The following is a 19925-nucleotide window of genomic DNA, read 5'->3' as shown; positions in this document are numbered from 1 at the left end:
CGATCATAACAAGTAAAAACACTTACATTCGGTAAATTTAATAAAATATCTAAGTGAAGATCCATTGGTCGCAACCTAGTAAAATGTAGTATCTGATACATTTTACCACAGGATGCCGAAAGAGCCTTAAATGAAGTGGATATTAATAGCTATGGAGGGGTAAATCTTGCGTATCCGATTGCTCAAAAACTGAGTAGATTGCAAACTGATATTAATTTAATAAAAGACAGACCAAAGGATGCTCCTATTGACCTTCAGCCGATTTTGCAAAAGATAGACACTTCTATTAAAGATGCTCTGTCCAAGGCGAAAATCGAGACACAAATTAAATTGCCTGCTACAACAACATTGATAGCCAAGTTGCCAACAGCAACAAATATGAGTGCTAAGCTACCCGCCAAGGTTGATTTAGCTACTAAATTACCTGTAGCGGTTGACTTGGCTACTAAATTACCTGTAGCGGTTGATTTAGCTACTAAATTACCTGTAGCGGTTGATTTAGCTACTAAATTACCTGTAGCGGTTGACTTGGTTAGTAAGTTGCCTGTGGCTGTTGACTTGGCTACTAAATTACCCGTAGCGGTTGACTTGGCTACTAAATTACCTGTAGCGGTTGACTTGGCTACTAAATTACCCGTAGCGGTTGACTTGGCTACTAAATTACCCGTAGCGGTTGACTTGGCTACTAAATTACCCGTAGCGGTTGATTTGGTCGGGAAATTAATACCAGAGCCGATTAAGCCAGATTTGAAGAAGCTGCAAGAATGCTGCGAAGATATTGAATCAAAATTAAAGGATGTACAAGATAATTTGAAGAAAAAAGCTCCAACCTTTGAGGGTTCTGGCACTATTGTCTGTAGCGAGGGGGCGGCGACACCTTACTCCTACAGAGGTGAGGGATTAACGGGGTTACATCAATTAATTAATATAGTCTTAGGGGTTAACAAACAGATATTAGAAAAAGTCTGTGATTTGAATATAGATATAGAATACCCGGCTTTATTTGGAAGTGGTAGCTATGATTGTGATGGCTCTACAATTAATTACAATTATTCTGGTGTGGGGTTTGATGGGATAAAAAATCAAATCGACCAACTATTTGGTATCAATACAAAGATATTGAGCGAGGTTTGTGAGGGGGCCACACTACCAAATATTACCGGACAAATAGAATATTTTGGGTGCGACAACAATACTCAAGCGATTCTATATTCTGGTAATGGAATTGAGGGGCTTAGCAGTCAAGTCGCGGCCTTAACTGCTTTGGTAAAAGAGGTACTTAAAACGGCTTGCGATGCCTCCTGTGTGCCTTTAATGCCGGATAGTAGGTTTGAGGAATTTAAGGTAACAAAACAGCTCGTAATCACTTGGGGTACTCAATACCCCACTCAATCAGGGTCGTTGTGGCATACGTCAATCCCTATGCCTAAAGATAATTTGAATTGGTGCGATTATTTTGAGAATCTTTCAATGAACAGAGGGACGCATTGCGGCCGAATTTATTGGAAAAATTCCAATATTTACACTGGGGCATATTTTGAATCGAAAGCGGAAGCAGAAAGGGTTTTGGCCTATTTGGTAAGCTTGAGTGAAGCCCAACCTCACCGAGATGGAAATGGTAATCTCGCGCCTAGGTATACTGAGGGCGGGAACCCAAAGCGCCAGCCGATAAACCAAACTATTCGGGCTGTCCGAGCGGTCGTTGCGGAAATTGGAGATGATGGAGAGCCGACAAATTTACTTTGCTTTGTTCCACCTAGAGAGGGGTGTCCTTAAAAGGTATAATTGCGGCAATCTGTTTCTCTAGAGTATGGATATCAAAAGAAGCCTACCGACGCGCATTTCGTGGCTACGTGCGATCGCGCTGATTTCAACTCACTTTTCTCTAGGGATTATCTTGGAAAGGTTGATGACGACCGATTCGGAGCTATCTTTTTTACAATTCGGACTTGTATGGATTGGTTCTCTGATGGGGGCAGCACTATTAATGATTATTTATCATTATTGCATTGCTCTCCTGTTGCCTTGGCTGCGAAAAAAATACCCGCTAATGCCTCAAGTCAAAAAGGAAACCTCATTAAAAGAAGGGATTAGGGTTATCCAGGTTAGTCTTAGCATGGAGGTAATTCTGTCACTTATCCCTATGGGGACAAGCGAAAAGATATCGCGAGAGTGGTTGATTGCAATATCTCTCTGTGCTTGGATCGTTTTCGCTCCTTTAATGTATGAAAAGTTCACTCAACAATCGGGTAGCAGTGCTACAAAGAAGCCTAGAAAGAAATCCGCAAAATCACCCAAACAAAAACCTAAATAGGCCTCCCAGACTTAAAACTCTGGGAGGGCTGAACTTATGGGAGAGCGATCGCCAGTCTAAAAGCAGAACTTGACAACCCTAGTAAAATTAGGTGTCATTTACAGAATTTGGAGTCATCTATGCCAAGCGATGAAACCACTAAAATTTTACCTGACTTTCAAGACGATGATGTGATCTCCTTTCCTCAGTCTGAATGTAGAGTGGGGCGACTAAGACAAGCTGCGGGGGGTACGGGGCTTTTTGGGCTGGAAAAGCACCCAACCCAGCAAGCCCTTATTAGCCAGCAGCTCAGGCAACGGTTAAACATTTTGCCCGAAAACGCTAACTGGTTGGAAGGGGTTCAATGTGAAATTCTCAAGCTTGATCAAGCTAAGTGGAAAAAGGGAAGGCTGAAGGTTAACCTCAGCGTCTCTGTGACGTTTTTGCCGGATGAGGAGTAGTTAAGCCAACTAAACATCGTTCAACCCCAAAACAAAGAGTTTTTATCAGATATGAAGTCAGCCCTCCCAGACTTAAAACTCTAGGAGGGCTGAACTCATAAGAACGCGATCGGCACCCCTAAATCATCTCCAAAATAACCTCCACATCAGCCAAGGTTGCCGTCGATCGCTTGCGCCGCGCCTTAAGCTGATTGAGCAAGTCGGCCGCCTCTGGCAATTCCAAAATTTCGGAATCAGGCGCGACCTTGGCGGAAAGTGCCGATCGCGCTTCGACCAATTCGCCTTTCAACCTTTCAATCTTCCCCTCCAAATCCGCCTCCCTCCCTTTCTCAAAAGCTTTCCATGCGGCGTTCGCCTCCTCTGCCTGACGCTTCCACTTCTCAACCTCTTTTCTTGCCTGAGTGTTGTCACGGCTCAGGCTCTCAACTTTCCCAGGCGTTCCTCAATGCCTCCCAAGCGCTCAAGTATGGGGTCAACTCGATCACTCACAATCTTGTCTACACTTGTAGACATTTCTGTAGACGCGATGTCGGTGTTATTTGATGTAGACATAACTGTAGACGTGCCTGATATTTCTCTGAGAATGCGTTGCGCGGCCTGACTGGGGGATTCACCCTCTAGTCTCTGAGTTTCTATCCAACTTAGAAACTGACCTGACGCTCGAAACGAAATTACCTGACTTTGATTCATTGTAGACACCTGTAGACAAGTTATGTCTACGATAAGTCAGTCTGTCTACAGTGTCAACAATTTTGTCTACAACATCCCATTAGATATCAAAATAGATTTTTACAGGGGGATTCTTTTCCTTCGGCAATTCCTGCAATTCCTTTAAATGCAGCTTTTCTAGGTTATCTAGTCTCTCATCGACCTCTATCAACCATTCTGCCAACGCCCCTAGCGCTGCTACAAGCTTTTTCTTGTCTATCTCTTGTGTACCGCTATTACTCATTGCCCCTCCGTTATTTCTGGTGATTTTTGTTTAGTCTACAGTGTCTACAAATTTATCTACGGGTGTCTAGCACCAAAAAGTTAGCCGTCCCACGTCCCACAAAAAAAGAGGGAGCAAAACACTTAAAAAACCGTGTTTTGCTCCCTCCTGTGAGACGTGGGACGAGTCCCAGGGACGCGGGGACTCGTTACTCTGTAAGGGTTTCAGTCGTCCCAGGGGTCTGAGACGAGTCCCAGGGGTCTGAGACTTCACTAGCGCTGCTCTCCCCCCAAAAGTTCATACAAACCAACTACAGCTGTGTTGAGGCTGCACAGCATGGCAAGGCAATAATCTCTGTACTCTGGCGCTATTTGCCCGGTTTTTGGGTGCAAGCTATCCATCAATATTTGGTAAACATAATCTGCTTGCTCGTCTACCAGTTCTGCTTGAGCTTCGATGCGATTGTTGTAAATGAGCTTCGGTGGCTGAGCAGTTGCAGTTGCTTGTTGAGCTTGAGCTATTTGTGACATCATAAATTTGCTCCTTTCCAGGTGTGTCCTGGTGAGTGGGAAGTCTAGCCTCGGTGTTTATCGCACTGGGGCTAGGCGTTTTTTTGTGCTTTTTGAAAGTTAGCCCTCCCAGACATCAAGCTGGGAGGGCTGAACTATTTAGTTTTGATTTTCAAGGTTCCGGCCGTTCATAACGGCAATCGGTGATTCTGGCGGGCCGAAATCATCAGGCAACTGTTCTACAGAAAGTTCTAGTACCCTAAGAAGCGTTTTAAATTGTCGTGGGGTTAGGCGAGGAACAGACCTACCCGCTTCCCAGTTGCGAACGGTGGTTTCCGTAACCCCAAGCGAATCCGCCAAATCCTTCTGGGTTATAAATCTTACCGTTCTCAATCTCATAAGCAGCGACTTAGTGGTTCTCTTACTCATAGTAAACTGTTTTATGGTTAACGTAAAGGTATTGACTTTAACCGTCAATTGATTTACGCTAAGGTGGACGCACGAAAAGACAGTCCCCGCACCTGCTAAAGCTCAAGACTGCCTTTTACGTAAGTGTCTCACCTATGCCTGTCAGCGATCGCTCATAACTAGCGATCGCATTTACCACCGGGAATTCCATCGAGGAGGAAAGCCTAGAAGCCAATCAGCACAAAGGTTGTCGTCACTGAGTTAAATCGCTTCTATAAAAATGCGGCAGTCTTACAGTTTTCTGCCGCTTCATTCCACTCAAGGCTGTTGATTGGCTCATCAGACCTGCGGGCAGAGCGCCAGCCTTAGCAACCAATTTTGCTCGAACCAACGGACAAACACCATAGGACTAATACCCCACAAGGGTTGTACCCCACAATCAGGAGTCAAAAAAATGCAAACTAAAGACCTACCAGACTTAGATAAAATGACCCCCGCTGAGATAGAGTCCGCCGCCAAAATTGCACGGCTTGACCAGCTAGCCCTAGAGCGGATTTGGTCAATCGTTTCTCAAGCCAGCATGGAAGATAAATTAGCGATCGCCTCCCTTGCCCTGCTGTACATGAGGGAGACATTGCTGCAAATCCGCTTCTCCCTTGATACCAATTGCAGCCCTATCCTTACGGAAGCCGCTCGGTATTTGCGCCGGATTTCTGATGACGAGGAAAAGTTAGGGCTGGCGATCGCGATTTTGGAGGGAGCGCAGACAGAGCGTGAAGCGGATGCGATCGTGCCTCCCGATTGTGTATTTAGTGAGGCGGCCATCACGGAATACATCACCCTTCGCGGACTTCAACAACTTCGATAAAGCACAAGGGGTGAGCTTCACCCCTCAAAATTCAACAATTATCAGGGTGCGGGCTAATTCCAATTACCAATTACCTGCAATGCTAAACCGTTCATTCACACTAGGATTCACTTGCTGCTTACTCTTATTCCTTTCCGTTCTCTGCTTTTTAGTGGAGAAAGGATCGGGAGAAAGAGGTAGCGGACGGATAGAATTTGGGACTTTAATTGCTGAAGCTCAAGGCCAACAGAAACCAGACCGCGAACCAGAACGAGGAAACGGGAGGAGAGATTGATGGCATCCCCTTGGAGATTGCACGCAAGGAATGTAATTCAATCAGCGATCAACAACTGCCAAAGCTCAGATCCGAAGGCAATCAGGAAAGCGATTAGGGATGCCTATCCCTACGGTCAAAGGGCAAACCACCCTTATCAAATCTGGTGCTCGGAGGTTAAGACCGCTCTTGAAGAATTAGGTCAGTGCAAATGGTGCAAAGGTACAGGTTGTTTAATTTGTAAGGCAAAAAATGGATATCAAAAACCTTGAAGAGAAGTTAGCACGAATTGATGGGGAACTACATGGATTGAACGCTGACCTCCCATTTCGGGAATGGGTAAGTGAGGTATTTGATGAAATTCAAGAGGACTATGACTTTTACGAGTCACGGGCAAAAGCTCACTACCTCAAAATATTTGAGGTCAAGGAAGCTCTCACGAATGCCGTCAAGTCCGCGAAATCTAATAACGAGCACGTCCGCAAACTTAAGAGCAAAATCAACGAGGTACTAGAAAGATGGTTTCAACAGAAGTAAAAGCCAGCCGCTCACGCCCCATCCTATTTAAAGGCGAGATGGTGAGAGCAATTCTTGGAGGGGCCAAAACCCAAACACGGCGGATTGTGCATCTCAAGATGACAGACAAACCATGTCCCTATGGAGTCGCTGGGGATACCCTCTGGGTACGAGAAACCTTCTGCGAAATCAACGGCAAACTAATCTACAGAGCAACCGCACCAAAGGACTTCATAAAACCCGGATGTTGGCAGCGATCGATATTTATGCCCCGCGAAGCTTGTCGCCTCGAATTGAAGATTCTGGATACTTGGGTAGAGCCATTAAATAGCATTTCTGAGGAGGATGCTATAGCAGAAGGCATTGTCAAACTTCAAATCCCTACTCTTTGTAGACGCGATCAAGTTTTTGATAACGCAATTGAAGCATTTAAGATGCTTTGGGAAAAAATTAATGGTGCGGGTTCTTGGGAGAAAAATCCGATGGTTTGGGTAATTGAGTTTGAGGTAATCAAATGAAGATTGAAATCGACAAACGTTTCTTACGCTTCGACCTCGATATAGGCCTCTGGGAGCGACGATATGGGGAACTCGATGGCAATAGTTATCACGATCAAAATGTCGGTTCAATCTTCTGCTATTTCCGTCTCGACCTCCCGATGTTTCGGCCAGACAAAAAGCACATTGCATGGGTGAAAGAGGCTTACGGCTTAAACCCTCAGAAGCCTAAGAGAACAGTCCCCCAAGGGGTAGAGACAGACGAAGACTACGATCCAATTCCATTCTAATTGACAGCAATTGAGTAGGAGTAACAGCTCCTACTCACACAGTAACAAACAGAAAAAAACTTCAATGACTGCATACAATTCTAACACAAATTCCTTTGATATCAGGAACTTCACCGACAAATTAACTCATGTCAAAGGTGAAAAATATATCTGCCCAGTTTGCGGCAATAACAACCTTTCAATCAGTAAAAAAAACGGTGCTTACCAATGCTGGAATGGTTGCCAGAACAAAGACATCAGAGAAGCTTTAGCCCCCCCCGAAACCAATACTAAACCTGTTAGACCAGCAGGAAAAAGCGTTTTCCTCTACGACGACAGAGAGGGGAATAACTGCGTCAGAGTTACACGGATTGATGACGGCAAAGGACATAAAGATTTTCCGCAATCAGCTTGGGATGGGAAGAAGTGGCAATCTAACTTAGATGGCTTGGATAGGTCAAGAATCCCCTGTTATCGGTATCAAGAAGTAAGGGCGGCCATAGCTCAAGGCAATCCTATTTTTATCTGTGAAGGCGAAGGAGTTGCCGACTCTCTATGGGAGATAGGAATCGCGGCTACTACATTCATTGGAGGTAGTGGAAATTACCGCAAATATGGCTCGTACAGGCAGGATTTAGAAGGGGCTAAGTTAGTCCTTTGTCCAGATCGGGATGAACCCGGCTTAGCCTACATGAAGGAAATTTCAGAAGATTTCCCAGACGCTCAATGGTGTTATGCGCCGCCCTCTGATTTCTTCTGGGCACGCCTACCTAAAAACCGGGGCTTGGATATTAAAGACTGGATTGGTGGGGGTGCGACTGCGGCACAAATCTTAGAGTTGGTAGGGCAAAAGAAAAAGCTTAAAGCTGAAGTAAAAGTTATTACTCACCCGAATTTTGCCCAGCCAGACATCAAGGGCATAGGCGCTGATATCGACAGCTTGATTGCCCAAGATTTACGCCGTTCGCAATTGCTAATTGCCATTTCAGAGCTAGCTCAAAAGTACAAGATGGCTGAGAATGCCATCCAAAAGATTTACAACACTCGCGTTGAGGAATTAGAACGGGAAGATGCACGAGGCGATGTCAAAGCAGAGATTGAGAGCTTACTTGCCGCTCAGAAATCTAGCATAAAACTATCAGAGATTTTCCCAGAGAAACTAGCTAAACCCATTGAGAGACTGGCATCCATCCTTAATCTAAAACCTGAGTGCTTCGCGATCGCATTGCTTACCCAAACGTCATCGCTGTTCAAGGTAGGGACAGAAACGATGCTGTATCCTCAAACAAAATATCGCTGCACGCCGAATTATTTTGGTGCCATCGTCGCCAATATATCTCAGAAGAAATCGCCAATATTTAGAGCGATAATCACTGACCCCATGCTGCCACTACTGCAAGCGGCACGGGAGGAATATAGGGAGAAATTAGAAGAGTATGAGGCGGCTCTTGCTGAGTGGAAAGCTAAGAAAGATAATCGCGGTGCTGAACCGATTAAACCAAGACCAAAGGTTTACAGTTTCAGTAAAGCGACAGGTGAAAGTATCCCTTGTCAAGTTCAACACTTTCCTTTGCAATCATTGATGTGGACTTGCGATGAACTGGCTGGATTTCTTAAATCCAGCAATCAATATAGGGGAGGTAAGGGCAGCGACGAAGAAGATTTACTTGAGTATTGGAACGGCGGAACGGCAGGAACAAAAGTATTGCGTACAGAAGGTTTGAAGGTAGATTTAGATAGACTTTACCTTTCAATATTTGGCACGATTCAGCCGTCAGTCTTAGCGGATTTTTTGAGTCAAGAGGACAAAAATGGTAAGTTTGCCCGGTTTGATTTTGTTAGTCAACCACCGGCTGCCTGTGAGTTGAGCATGGATATGCCAAACGTCGATCTATCTCCCATGCTCTGTGCTCTTTACCAGAAGATTGATTCGTTACCACCGATAAAATTCGAGTTGAGTTTGGAGGCAAGGCGCAAATTCATCGCATTCTACAACGACTGCGAACAGCGCCGGGTTAGGGCGCAGCAGGAGCAAGACGAGTCGCGTGCCGGGATGATTGGCAAGATGCCTGAGAAGGTTGGGAAGCTCTTGACCTGTATCCACACGATCCACAGTTTGTTTAATGGTGATGAAGTTTCACCAGTTATTGAATCGGAGGCGGTCGTTGCGGCTATCCAGTTTGTAAGGTTTACAGAGTTACAAATCACAAGTATCCGTACTGAGATTGGTTCGCGCCAGGAACTAGCACCAAGTTTGGCTCGTGTGATTGCGATCGCCGCTCGGAAGGGTGCAGTCACAATCCGAGATATCGTTTACGGCTTCTCATCACGGTGTCGCCCTTCATCTAGTACGGTCAAAATTTGGGTTTCAGAGTTACTAGCCCTGGGACTCATTGTGACAGTTGCCGATGGAAAATTCACTGTCACCGAAAAATGTGGTTCATCTGGTTCAAACGCTCCTATTGCTTCACCTGCAAAGGATACAACCTGTTCCAAATCTGGTTCATTTGAACCAGATTTGGTTCATCAGTCAGAAAAAATGAACCAAATGAACCAAAATGAACCAGATTTGGAACAGGGTCAAAGCTTTGCACTGCAAAAGCTTCAGCTAAATGAACCAGATGAACCAGAAAAAACGCCAGCCTCGAAAAACACAAATGATGAGTCCGCAGACAGTGTGACAGTTGGAGCTATCAAGATACTGAATAAAAAACAGAAGCTGGTTGATGTGCCAGTCAATGTGACAGAAGCGATCACAGATACCAAATTTTTAGAAGAAGGCGACAAGATTGTTTCTCCTGGCGGCACTGGATTAGTAGAGATTTACGCCATTAATAAAAAATGGATATCCCTCGCGATGACTGGAGCAGACAAGCCGATGATTCAGAGGGGGATGCCTAAAGCTAGGTGGGTTGACGATTTCCGCTGCGTCGTCTCCCATAAGGAATTTAAGGAATGGGTTGATCCAATGAGCTTGCGGGTGGTAAAGGCGGCGATACCCGAAATTGATACCGCACAGGCGGACGAACCCCACTGGCAACCAGGACAAAAATTAAAGCTGCGAGTTACTGGTCAGATGCGGCGCGATGTCGTCGAGTTCGTCAAGTTTCACTTCACCGCTGGAGGGATAGCGATGGCGATCGTTAATTGGATGGGCAAACAGCAAATGGTTCCTCTAGATAGATTGTCGGAGGCCGGATGAGAAAGCCCAAAGGTACTGTAGCCGTCTCGTCTGTCCGGGGGATGCTACGGATTCAAATCCCCCGCCACCTGTTCGGCGGCCAACAGAAATATCTTTACCTCAACCTCCCCGATACAGCGCTCAACCGCGCTGCTGCTGAACAAAAAGCAATGTCAATCGCCGCCGATATCGCCTTTGAACGGTTTGATTTCACCCTTAACAAATACCAAACCCAAGTCCAAGCAATTGATGAATTTCCTCTCACGTTGAGGGAGTTGTGGGAAAAGTACACTGCTTACAAATCGGGGCATCTGGCCATTACCACCATCAACAAGGATTTCAAGCGAGTAGCCGCACATATTGCCTCTTTACCTTCTCAAGCCTTGCGAGATGCCCGAAAAATTCGCAGACACCTAATCAACACGCTAACTTCGGGGGCCGCAAAAAAAACACTGATGCAGATTCGGGCTTGTTGCCAATGGGCAACGGATGAGGAATTAATACCTCGAAATCCGTTTGCACATATACCCGGCATTCGCGCCCCAAAACCAAAAGTTGATATCAATCCGTTTACTAGGCACGAACGAGACTTGATTATCACCACTTTTGAGGAGCATCCAGTTTGGAAACACCATGCACCATTTGTTAAGTTCCTTTTTTGGACTGGCTGCCGTCCCAGTGAGGCAATTGGCTTGCAGTGGAAACACATTAGCTCTGATCTGACTGAAATCACTTTTTCTGAGGCGGTCGTTGAGGGCAAGCGAAAGGATACCAAGACTCACACGATTCGGAAGTTTCCCTGCAATGCTAATCTCAAAAATTTACTTGTGGAAGTTAAACCAATTGGGGTTAAGCCCGACTGTCTAGTTTTTCTTGGCCCCAAGGGCAGTGCGATCGACGGTCACAATTTCCTCAATCGGGCATGGAAGGGAGTCCTTGAAGAATTAGCGATCGCATACCGAACCGTCTACAACACCCGGCACAGTTTTATCAGTCTATGTCTAGATTCTGGTATCCAGGTAGCACAGGTGGCCCGGTGGGTTGGTAACAGTCCCCAAACTATCTGGAAGCATTACGCAGGCTTAGTTAGTACATCTGAGGTTCCAGAGTAGCGATTGAAGACCCGTTTTGCTCCAAAAACGACGCTTGCACGTCAACTGCACGTCAACTGCACGTCACTGCACGTCAAAACGGCCTTAGCGCGGGTGTCGATTGTCTAGCCATAAAACAACTAAACCCCTTACATTGTAAGGGGTTTAGGGATGCCAGGACCGGGACTTGAACCCGGGACACGAGGATTTTCAGTCCTCTGCTCTACCAACTGAGCTATCCCGGCTTTTTTTTCGCGCTTTACTACAGTAACAGACTCAATCCGAATTTGGCAAGTAGTTTTCCAAAATTTTTTTGAGTGGTACGAACCCGCCAGCCTGTAACCTACAATCAAGGTTCTAAAATCTCAAATCGCAATGGCTGAACAAGACAAGAATAAAGGGTACAGGAGTCTCCTTCCCCTAGCAATTCTATGGCTAATGGCGGCGGCGAGCGATCGCCTCTGGTTTGCCCTAGATCGCTCCGTACCCGCCTGGGATCAGGCAGAATACCTCACAGGCACCCTTAACTACTGGCGAGTGCTACAACATCCCCAGTGGCTTTCTGGCGAGTGGTGGACAAATTTTTGGCTGCTATCGTCCAAAATTCCTCCCTTAACTTACATCTTAACCGTCCCCTTTCTCAATGTCTTTGGTCTAGGAAGCGATCGCGCCACCCTCGTTCACTTACTCTTCAGCGCGGTATTAATCGCTTCAATTTACGGTTTAGGCCTCCAGTTATTTAACCGGCAAGTAGGCCTCTGGGCCGCCATCATATCCTTACTTTTCCCCGCACTTTATCGCTTTCGTCTGCAATTTTTACTCGACTATCCCCTAACTGCTGCTGTGACATTAAGCTTTTATTGTCTAACAATGTGGAAAGGAGCGGGGGAGCAGGGGAGCAGGGGAGCAGGGGAGCAGGGGATAATTCCTAATTTAAAATCGGCAGCTTCTTTATTGTGGGCGATCGCATTTGGGATATCTTTTGGATTAGCAATTTTAGTAAAGCATACCGCCATACTATTTCTTTTTACTCCCATAATCTGGCTGGGAGTAGGAGCAATTCGACAAAAAGCATGGGTAAAATTAGCTCAGCTAGCAGGTAGTTTATTACTTTCCATAGCGATTTTTGGCCCTTGGGCAAAAACAAATTGGTTGCTAATCTTAACCGCCGGAAAGCGGGCAACAATAGATTCCGCGATCGCAGAAGGAGATCCCGCCCTTAACACCTTAGATGCTTGGATTTACTATTGGAACAAACTACCTGAACAAGTTTCTTGGCCGCTATTACTTTTTTCTTTAGTAGGATTATTACTCTATACAATTAAAAAATTAAAATCCCAAGATCCAAAAGATTATTGTTCAATTTTTGCGGCTAACTCATCCATTTTTAATTCTCTAAATTGGCTAACAATTTTTTGGGTAGGAGCTTATCTAATTAGTTCGCTTAATATAAACAAAGATGCCCGCTATGTCTTGCCATATTTACCAGTGTTTTCTATTTTTTTAGCATATTGTTTAACCCTATGGCCGCGCCGTTGGGGGAAATTAATTCGTTTTACCACCGTAAGTTTAGCAATTATCTTGATGTTTTTAAACATCTGGCCGATAGGAGGTAGTTTAGGCAATAACTTAACGCATTTTCTTAGTCCTGCTGCTCAATATCAAGCAAAATTAGGTAAAAAATGGCCGCACCAAGAAGTAATTTCAGAGATTCTTCAAACAGAGCCTTATTTGCGCTCAACATTAGGAGTTTTACCTTCAACACCAGAGATTAATCAGCACAATATCAACTACTTTGGTGCGATGGAAAATTTCCAAGTTTACGGCCGTCAGGTAGGAACAAAATTAGAACAAGTAACGCAAGACGTGCGCTCTCTTTCTTGGTTCTTAACTAAAACTGGCGAACAAGGTTCTATTCGCAAACGCATTAAAAAAGCTCAAGCTGCAATTGTTAGTACCATTGAAAATAACCTAGATTTTCAATTGCAAAAAACGTGGCTATTGCCCGACAATACTAACTTAAATCTCTATCATAAACGGTTGTCACCTATCAACGTGCAGCTCTTATCAGAGGCGAGATCAAAAGTCAAGTTAGGACGAGTAATTGTACCGGAAAAATCGCCCCCAGGAGTACCAATTCCTGTTACCTATGAATGGTCAGGCCCTTGGCAACAATTGCAGTCTGGTTTAGTCCTGATTACCTGGCGAAATCAACAATCTAATAGCATAAATTATTCAATCCCAATTTCAAGGTTTATAAACGATCATGCTATCGGCTTTGGAGAGTTACATCGGGGGTTTTTGAGACCAGATCAATTCACTGTTGGGTTTAAGGTAATTGAAAGAATGGCAATGTTTCCTCCTCTTACAATTGAGGCAGGAACTTATCAGCTAGAAGCTACTTATTTGAATAGAAAAACTGGTGAAAGTTATTCGATGAATGTCCCGCGCGTTAGTATTGAAATTGAGCAAAAAGTTTTGGCAACGAATGCAGCAACCAATGAATTATTGACAGGAGTAAACAGCCATAAAAATACCGACAATTTATCCGTTAAATCAGCCACGCAATCCGTTTCTAATTATACCATACCTGAGTTAGATTTAGTAACTCAGTTACGAATAATGGCGATTAATTTACCCAAGGGAATAAAAGGTTTAGAAACTGTTTTTGAGCAGATTGGGCGGATTAATCAGTACGATCCAATTCAGGATTATACCATTCAGGCAGAACAAGCGTTAGAATATAGACTTACGCAGGAACCAAATAATTTAGAGTGGGCTTATGCACTGGCATTTTCTAGAGCATTGCAGCAAAATGTAGAGGGAACAATCGCAGCTTTAGAACGAGTGACCCAGTTAGATTCTAAAAACCCTAATGCTTATGGTTATCTTGCTTTTGTTCATATCTACAATTGGCATCCTAAAGCGGCTCAAGTTGCCTTGCAAACCGCTTTGACTCTTAATCCAAATCAACCAGAAATTCAAGCACTAAACGGTGTAGCAGCCCTAATGCAGGGTAATATATTACAAGCTTGGCACGACTTGCAAGCTATTAAGAAATTAAAACTATAGAATTTGCATTGAGTGGATTGAACCATTAATGGCCGCTGGAAATTGGATTGCATAATTAGTTACAATGGCTGGGGGAAATCCCTATTACGATCTCACATTTTCGGCGGAATCTCGGACATAAATAAACGTAATCATGTCATTGCGATCCCAGCGAAGCAATTCGCTTGCGCTTTGAGATTGCTTCGCTGGGCTCGCAATGACATTCTTTATTTTTGTCCAGCTACTTAGCTAAATAAGGCAAAATCCGATCGCACACTGTTAACAGCCAAGCTAAGGAGTTACAATTGTACGTAATTTCACGGAAAAGCTAAAAATACCTGGAAAGGAAGAGAAAGATCGACCCTTTCAATTGGGGATATCATGGGCCAGTTAACTTCTCAAGTCTGGAACGCCTTCAGAACCCTGTTCTACAGGCAAATTATCCTTGGTCTGACAATTTTGTTCTCAGTGGGTGTGGCGGTAGCGATGGCGAATATGTCCAGCCTGTCGTCGAACCTGATTAAATCTCAAGCACTCCAAAATGCCTCCCTTTATGCTGAAGCCATTAAAGAATCCCGCACTCTTTACAGTTCCGATGTGGTCAACCGTATCACAGACATTGAGGGAATTACCATCACCCACGATTATACTTTGAAAAAAGGAGCAATTCCCTTACCTGTTACCTTCCTAATTGAACTCGGTAAGCACCTGGGTGAAAAGCATCCCGAAATGTCAGTTCGCCTCTATAGCGACTATCCTTTTCCCTGGCGAAGAAAACAAGGCGGCCCTAAAGATGATTTTGAGCGAGAGGCACTTAATTATTTAAAAGAACATCCGAAGGAGCAATTTTTTCGCCTTGAAGAATTTCGCGGAAAACCATCATTTCGATATGCAGAAGCAGACCTGATGAAGCCTAGCTGTGTCACTTGCCATAACACTCATCCAGAGAGTCCAAAAACTGACTGGAAGGTAGGAGATGTACGGGGAATTTTGGAGATTACTCAACCTCTCGACAACCCCACTCAGCAAACTCGTACTGGTCTGCGAGGACTTTTTTTCATATTAGTAGGGATTTCCATTTTAGGTATCACAGGATTAACTTTAGCTATTCGTCGATTGCGCCAAGATGCCAAGGAGTTAGAGAGGCGAGTTAGGGAACGCACTGCTCAATTACAACAGGCAAATGAAGAGGTAATTAAAGAACAAGAAAAATCAGATCGGCTGTTGTTAAGTATCTTGCCAGAACCGGTTGCAAATAAGTTGAAAGACGGTCAAAGTAACATTGCAGATGGGTTTGCGGAAGTAACAATTCTATTCGCTGATATTGTTGGCTTTACTAAGCTTTCTCAACAGGTATCTCCTGAAGAATTGGTGAAGTTGCTCAACGAGATTTTCTCAGCCTTTGACCAGTTAACGGGACAACACGGATTGGAAAAAATTAAGACTATTGGAGATGCTTATATGGTAGTAGGTGGCCTCCCTGAACCCCGCAGCGATCATGCTGAAAGTATTGCAGAAATAGCTTTAGATATGCAGCACGAAGTCGCCAAGTTTAATGCTCAGCATAATATGGAAATAAATATTCGTATTGGGATTAATACTGGGCCTGTAATTGCGGGTGTCATTGGCACTAAAAAGTTCATTTATGACCTGTGGGGTGATGCTGTAAATACGGCTTCACGAATGGAATCTCATGGGATTGCTGGAGCAATCCAAGTAACAGAATCAACCTACAATATTTTGCGGCATAAGTATCAGTTAGAATCGCGGGGAAGTATTAATGTAAAAGGTAAGGGAGAGATGGTTACTTATCTGCTGACTGGCAGGTTACTTTGCGATGTATTAGTTTGAGTCAATTTTATGCAGCCTCGGATTTTAGCACTATTAGGTTCTTTCAAAGCTCGCTTGTCTTTGCGAATAAGTTTTTGGGTGTTTCTTAGCCTAATTATTATTGAGATTATTATTCTGGTTCCCTCTTATTCCCGCCGAGAGAATGAGCTCTTGTTGCAATTGGAACAGGTTTCTAGTGCCAGTATTAACTCGCTAGTGGTATTGACAAAAACAGATATGTCTGACCGCAAGCTATTTCATGCAAAAATTCAAAATATCACCAGTAATTCTGATGTAATTTCAGGAATAGCAATTTACAAATCTGACGGTCAATTGATCGATACATTAGGAGAAGCGCCTGAAATTGATTTTGCTGAACTTAAAAATGCTAAAATTCTACGCAGGCGCAGCCGAGATGGTGCTAGATACGATGTTGCTTGGACAAATCTCCATCTGGGAGGAAAATATATCTTAATTGTTCGTCACAATGCTACATCTGTTCAACAGGAATTATACGATTTTACTCTGCGAATTGCTGGTCTAGTTTTGATTATATCTATTGTCGTCACTTCTGGGACAATGCTAGTATTAGGAATCACAGTAATTTCTCCGATTCTGCGACTGAGAGATGATTTGATTGCTGCGGGAGATGCGTTAAGCAAAAATGGGGGGAAACCAGACTTTTACTCTTTGTCTGTTAAGCGTGAAGATGAGCTAGGCGAAGTAATGGCAGCATTTAACCAAATGTTTAATCGAGTATACCAGGAAATTAATCAACGAAAAATAGCAGAAGAAATATTGCGTTCTGAACAAGAAAAATCAGAGCGTTTATTACTGAATATATTGCCTCAACCGATTGCTGAACGGTTAAAGCAAGGACAAAATAATATTGCGGACGGGTTTGCCGAAGTGACGATTCTTTTTGCTGATATTGTTGGTTTTACAGAAATATCATCGCGGGTTTCACCTCAAGAATTGGTCGATTTACTGAATCAGATATTCTCAGCATTCGATCGCTTGAGTGAAGAGTATGGGTTGGAAAAAATCAAGACAATAGGGGATAATTATATGGTAGCTGGTGGTTTGCCAATGCCACACCCAGATCATGCAGAGTTGATTGCTGAAATGGCTCTTGATATGCAGCAAGAAATACTGAGATTTAGCATTGAATGCGGCAAACCGCTTAATATCAGAATTGGAATTAATACTGGCCCTGTTGTTGCGGGTGTTATTGGTACTAAAAAGTTTATTTACGATCTATGGGGAGATGCAGTAAATACCGCTTCCCGTATGGAATCTCAGGGAATACCTGGCAAAATTCAAGTTAGTTCTTCAACTTACAAATTATTGTGTGATAAATATTTATTTGAAGAGCGTGGTATAATTCAGGTGAAAGGCAAGGGAGAAATGACTACTTATTTGCTGACGGGGAGAAAAGTTTAAATTTGGAGGAGTGGTGGAAGAACGCGAGACGGTTACTATTGCAGAATACCAGTTGACTGCTGTACCTTTCCGGGATGGAACTTGGAACCATGATGTATCTCAAAATCGTCATGCTTTGGTTGCAGAAATGCCTAGGAATCCTGGTAAAATTCTGGATGTTGGCTGCGGGCCTGGACGCGATTTGGTTTGGTTTAAAAGTCAAGGACATACGGCATTTGGTTTGGATGCTACGCCTGCATTTGTAGAGATGGCAAAAGAGTTATCTGGTTGCGAAGTTTGGCAGCAATCTTTTTTAAATCTTGACTTGCCTCTGACAACTTTTGATGGTATTTTTGCTAATGCTTCCCTAATTCATGTACCCCGCGATCGCATGGTAAAGGTGTTAAAGGATTTTCACAAATCTTTAGTTCCTGCTGGTGTAATTGTGATGTCTATGTGTCGGGGAAGTTGGGAGGGTTACGATGTGCGACCGACTGGTAAGCGCTATACTGTAGCTTGGGAGTATGAAACTTTGGCTCCCTGTTTGGAAGCAGCACAATTTGATATGATTAAGCACTATTATCGCCCGCCTGGTTTGCCTTGTGCTGAGCAATCTTGGATAGTAATGGTAGCTAGAAAAAGGTAGTTGCGAGTTGTTAGCGGTGGTTTTGATATGCAAATCGTGAGACAATTACAAATATCTGATGATTTACTGATAATTGTTTGTAACGCCGCCCTCTGGGCGGTGATTTTACCGCCCAGAGGGCGGCGTTACGTCAGAAGTTTGTAATTAAAAAGGGATTAATAATCATGGCTGAATCTTACATTTTTTTAGCGGGTGCAAGTCGAGGAGTTGGGAGAGAAATTGCTAAATATCTGACAGCACAACAGAGGAAGGTGAAAGCCATGTTGCGTTCATCTGATAGCCGCAATGAATTAGAGGCGATGGGTATTAAAGTACAAGTTGGTGATGCTTTGGATGTTATTAATGTGGAAGCCGCGCTGAGTAATGGCGAGTCGATTTCTACTGTGATTAGTACGATTGGTGGCTTGCCAAAAGATGGAGAAAGGGCGGATTTTTTGGGTAATAAGAATTTAATTGATGCAGCGGTAAAAGCGAGAGTGCAAAAGTTTATTCTGGTTTCTTCTATTGGTAGTGGTAATAGTGTGGTGGCTTTATCACCCACAGCTTTGGAAACTTTAGGGCCAGTTTTGGTGGAAAAAGAAAAGGCAGAAAAGTATTTAATTGAAAGTGGATTGATTTATACTATTATTCGTCCGGGAGGATTGAAGTCTGAACCTGCTACGGGTAATGGGGTTTTAACTGAGGATTATAAAATTTCTGGGATGATTCACCGTGCGGATGTGGCACAATTAGTTGGTCGATGTGTTGTTAGCGATCGCACCAATAATAAGGTATTCTCAGCAGTAGATCGGAATCAGCTTTTTGGCAATCCAACTGTTGATGAGTTTAGTTTGAGTTGAAGGGTTCGATCCAGTGGCGTTGGATGGTAAAGTCTAGGATAATGGCTGCGATCGCAAACATCAGCATACTTTCCAACGCGATCGCAGCATAAAGCCAGATATTTTTGGCAAGTAAGATGCTAGTATGACCAGATAATTCTACATCTACCTGGGCTAATTCCCGCACCAGTCCGAAGGCTAATACTACACCTGTTTTGAGGTGGGGGTTTCTGTCGCGGCGGATGGCGTAGCGGTAGGTGACACCGAAGAGGAAGCCAGATAGGGATGCGATCGCAAATCTTACTACTAAGTTTAAGTCAATGGCTGTGGTTTGCAGTGTCGTTAGGGCTTCAAAGTTTGGTAGTATGAAATTGTTCGCGATCGCCACAAGGACAAAGGCTAACAGTAGCGACAACGCCGCTAGAGTACCTGCTTTCAGAGATTCTAACCGTTCTGCGGCGCTAAAGTTTGAGGAATCATTCACAATGGGCTAATGCTGTAGATGGCTCAAAGTGAAATATAATCTAGAATTGAAGTCATTTTGTACCTTTTTTAAAGCACTGCTATGGATATTCTATCACTAGGTTGGGTTGCGCTTACCGTTGTATTCACGTTCTCGATTTCGATGGTAGTTTGGGGACGTAACGGTTTCTAAATTACAGATTATACCAAATCCGGTTTTATTACTTACTTTTTTAAGTCCGCATTAGCGGACTTTGTTTGTCAAGGTGCGATTTCCCATCCCCAAGAAAAGATAGTTTTATCATCGGATTTGGTATTACTTGATGAGGCAAGCATTTTGCTTGTCTCCTGTTTTATTATTCCATAATTTTACCCAAAAACATCCGTAACGCCGCCATCTTGGCGGTGACTTTACCGCC

At 43.9% G+C, this 19925-nt stretch carries 22 protein-coding genes and 1 tRNA gene; 16 read left to right on the top strand and 7 right to left on the bottom strand.

All coding sequences use genetic code 11. The annotated features are described in order from the left end of the window. Positions 1–135: 135 nt before the first annotated feature. The 3 genes from PY364_RS08905 (at position 136) to PY364_RS08895 (ending at position 2754) form a co-directional block, all read left to right on the top strand. Positions 136–1776, top strand: a complete 1641-nt coding sequence (locus tag PY364_RS08905; protein ID WP_275521903.1) for a hypothetical protein — start codon at positions 136–138, stop codon at positions 1774–1776. A gap of 34 nt (positions 1777–1810) precedes the next feature. Further along, positions 1811–2314 carry a hypothetical protein gene (locus PY364_RS08900; protein ID WP_275521902.1) on the top strand — a complete coding sequence of 168 codons (504 nt, stop codon included), beginning with the start codon at positions 1811–1813 and terminating at the stop codon, positions 2312–2314. A gap of 119 nt (positions 2315–2433) precedes the next feature. Further along, positions 2434–2754 carry a KGK domain-containing protein gene (locus PY364_RS08895; protein WP_275521901.1) on the top strand — a complete coding sequence of 107 codons (321 nt, stop codon included), beginning with the start codon at positions 2434–2436 and terminating at the stop codon, positions 2752–2754. A gap of 118 nt (positions 2755–2872) precedes the next feature. Here the strand turns inward: PY364_RS08895 and PY364_RS08890 are convergent, their stop codons facing one another. The 5 genes from PY364_RS08890 to PY364_RS08870 all read right to left on the bottom strand — a co-directional run bounded on the left by PY364_RS08890 (position 2873) and on the right by PY364_RS08870 (position 4593). Continuing rightward, entirely contained in the window at positions 2873–3064 is a 192-nt protein-coding gene (locus tag PY364_RS08890; protein WP_275521899.1) for a hypothetical protein, read from the bottom strand. Positions 3065–3168: 104 nt separating this feature from the next. After that, positions 3169–3444 (bottom strand): hypothetical protein, encoded by a 276-nt coding sequence (locus PY364_RS08885; RefSeq protein WP_275521897.1) that lies wholly within the window; start codon positions 3442–3444, stop codon positions 3169–3171. Positions 3445–3523: 79 nt separating this feature from the next. Further along, positions 3524–3706 carry a hypothetical protein gene (locus tag PY364_RS08880; protein ID WP_275521895.1) on the bottom strand — a complete coding sequence of 61 codons (183 nt, stop codon included), beginning with the start codon at positions 3704–3706 and terminating at the stop codon, positions 3524–3526. 251 nt (positions 3707–3957) lie between these two features. Further along, the gene (locus tag PY364_RS08875) at positions 3958–4218 is read right to left on the bottom strand and encodes a hypothetical protein (protein WP_275521893.1); all 261 of its coding nucleotides are present in this window, start codon (positions 4216–4218) and stop codon (positions 3958–3960) included. 135 nt (positions 4219–4353) lie between these two features. Continuing rightward, positions 4354–4593 (bottom strand): helix-turn-helix transcriptional regulator, encoded by a 240-nt coding sequence (locus tag PY364_RS08870; RefSeq protein WP_275521906.1) that lies wholly within the window; start codon positions 4591–4593, stop codon positions 4354–4356. A gap of 463 nt (positions 4594–5056) precedes the next feature. Between PY364_RS08870 and PY364_RS08865 the strand changes: the two genes are divergently transcribed. From PY364_RS08865 to PY364_RS08835, 7 genes are all read left to right on the top strand, one after another. Then, entirely contained in the window at positions 5057–5470 is a 414-nt protein-coding gene (locus PY364_RS08865) for a hypothetical protein (RefSeq protein ID WP_275521891.1), read from the top strand. Positions 5471–5549: 79 nt separating this feature from the next. Continuing rightward, entirely contained in the window at positions 5550–5744 is a 195-nt protein-coding gene (locus PY364_RS08860; RefSeq protein ID WP_275521889.1) for a hypothetical protein, read from the top strand. Positions 5745–5975: 231 nt separating this feature from the next. Beyond that, positions 5976–6260: a hypothetical protein gene (locus PY364_RS08855; RefSeq protein WP_275521887.1), complete on the top strand. Its 285-nt coding sequence runs from the start codon at positions 5976–5978 to the stop codon at positions 6258–6260. Then, positions 6242–6757, top strand: a complete 516-nt coding sequence (locus PY364_RS08850; protein ID WP_275521886.1) for a hypothetical protein — start codon at positions 6242–6244, stop codon at positions 6755–6757. Before PY364_RS08855 ends, PY364_RS08850 begins: the two co-directional genes overlap by 19 nt. Continuing rightward, complete coding sequence (locus PY364_RS08845; RefSeq protein ID WP_275521885.1) at positions 6754–7026, top strand: hypothetical protein; 273 nt, start codon at positions 6754–6756, stop codon at positions 7024–7026. The genes PY364_RS08850 and PY364_RS08845 overlap by 4 nt, the downstream gene beginning before the upstream one ends. A 64-nt stretch (positions 7027–7090) precedes the next feature. After that, on the top strand, positions 7091–10207 hold the full coding sequence (locus PY364_RS08840; RefSeq protein WP_275521884.1) for a DUF3987 domain-containing protein: 3117 nt from the start codon (positions 7091–7093) through the stop codon (positions 10205–10207). Further along, complete coding sequence (locus tag PY364_RS08835) at positions 10204–11298, top strand: tyrosine-type recombinase/integrase (protein WP_275521882.1); 1095 nt, start codon at positions 10204–10206, stop codon at positions 11296–11298. The genes PY364_RS08840 and PY364_RS08835 overlap by 4 nt, the downstream gene beginning before the upstream one ends. Before the next feature lie 151 nt (positions 11299–11449). Here the strand turns inward: PY364_RS08835 and PY364_RS08830 are convergent. After that, positions 11450–11522, bottom strand: a tRNA-Phe gene (locus tag PY364_RS08830). A gap of 130 nt (positions 11523–11652) precedes the next feature. On the opposite strand from PY364_RS08830, the gene PY364_RS08825 reads away from it, so the two are divergent. The 5 genes from PY364_RS08825 (at position 11653) to PY364_RS08805 (ending at position 19065) form a co-directional block, all read left to right on the top strand. Next, entirely contained in the window at positions 11653–14349 is a 2697-nt protein-coding gene (locus PY364_RS08825; protein WP_275521880.1) for a phospholipid carrier-dependent glycosyltransferase, read from the top strand. 360 nt (positions 14350–14709) lie between these two features. After that, the gene (locus PY364_RS08820) at positions 14710–16179 is read left to right on the top strand and encodes an adenylate/guanylate cyclase domain-containing protein (RefSeq protein ID WP_275521878.1); all 1470 of its coding nucleotides are present in this window, start codon (positions 14710–14712) and stop codon (positions 16177–16179) included. A gap of 9 nt (positions 16180–16188) precedes the next feature. After that, a complete protein-coding gene (locus PY364_RS08815; RefSeq protein WP_275521876.1) occupies positions 16189–17601 on the top strand; it encodes an adenylate/guanylate cyclase domain-containing protein in 1413 nt (470 codons plus the stop codon). 13 nt (positions 17602–17614) lie between these two features. After that, a complete protein-coding gene (locus tag PY364_RS08810) occupies positions 17615–18226 on the top strand; it encodes a class I SAM-dependent methyltransferase (protein ID WP_275521874.1) in 612 nt (203 codons plus the stop codon). Positions 18227–18387: 161 nt separating this feature from the next. Further along, on the top strand, positions 18388–19065 hold the full coding sequence (locus PY364_RS08805) for an SDR family oxidoreductase (protein ID WP_275521904.1): 678 nt from the start codon (positions 18388–18390) through the stop codon (positions 19063–19065). Here PY364_RS08805 and PY364_RS08800 read toward each other — a convergent pair. Then, complete coding sequence (locus PY364_RS08800; protein WP_275521872.1) at positions 19052–19528, bottom strand: hypothetical protein; 477 nt, start codon at positions 19526–19528, stop codon at positions 19052–19054. The genes PY364_RS08805 and PY364_RS08800 overlap by 14 nt on opposite strands. A gap of 81 nt (positions 19529–19609) precedes the next feature. Here PY364_RS08800 and petN point away from each other — a divergent pair, with 81 nt between their 5' ends. Continuing rightward, positions 19610–19699, top strand: a complete 90-nt coding sequence (gene petN / locus PY364_RS08795) for a cytochrome b6-f complex subunit PetN (RefSeq protein WP_275521870.1) — start codon at positions 19610–19612, stop codon at positions 19697–19699. Positions 19700–19925: the final 226 nt, after the last annotated feature.

The organism is Kamptonema sp. UHCC 0994 (assembly GCF_029167235.1).
Lineage (GTDB): Bacteria > Cyanobacteriota > Cyanobacteriia > Cyanobacteriales > Microcoleaceae > Kamptonema.
This window is presented reverse-complemented; position numbering and strand designations above follow the sequence as displayed.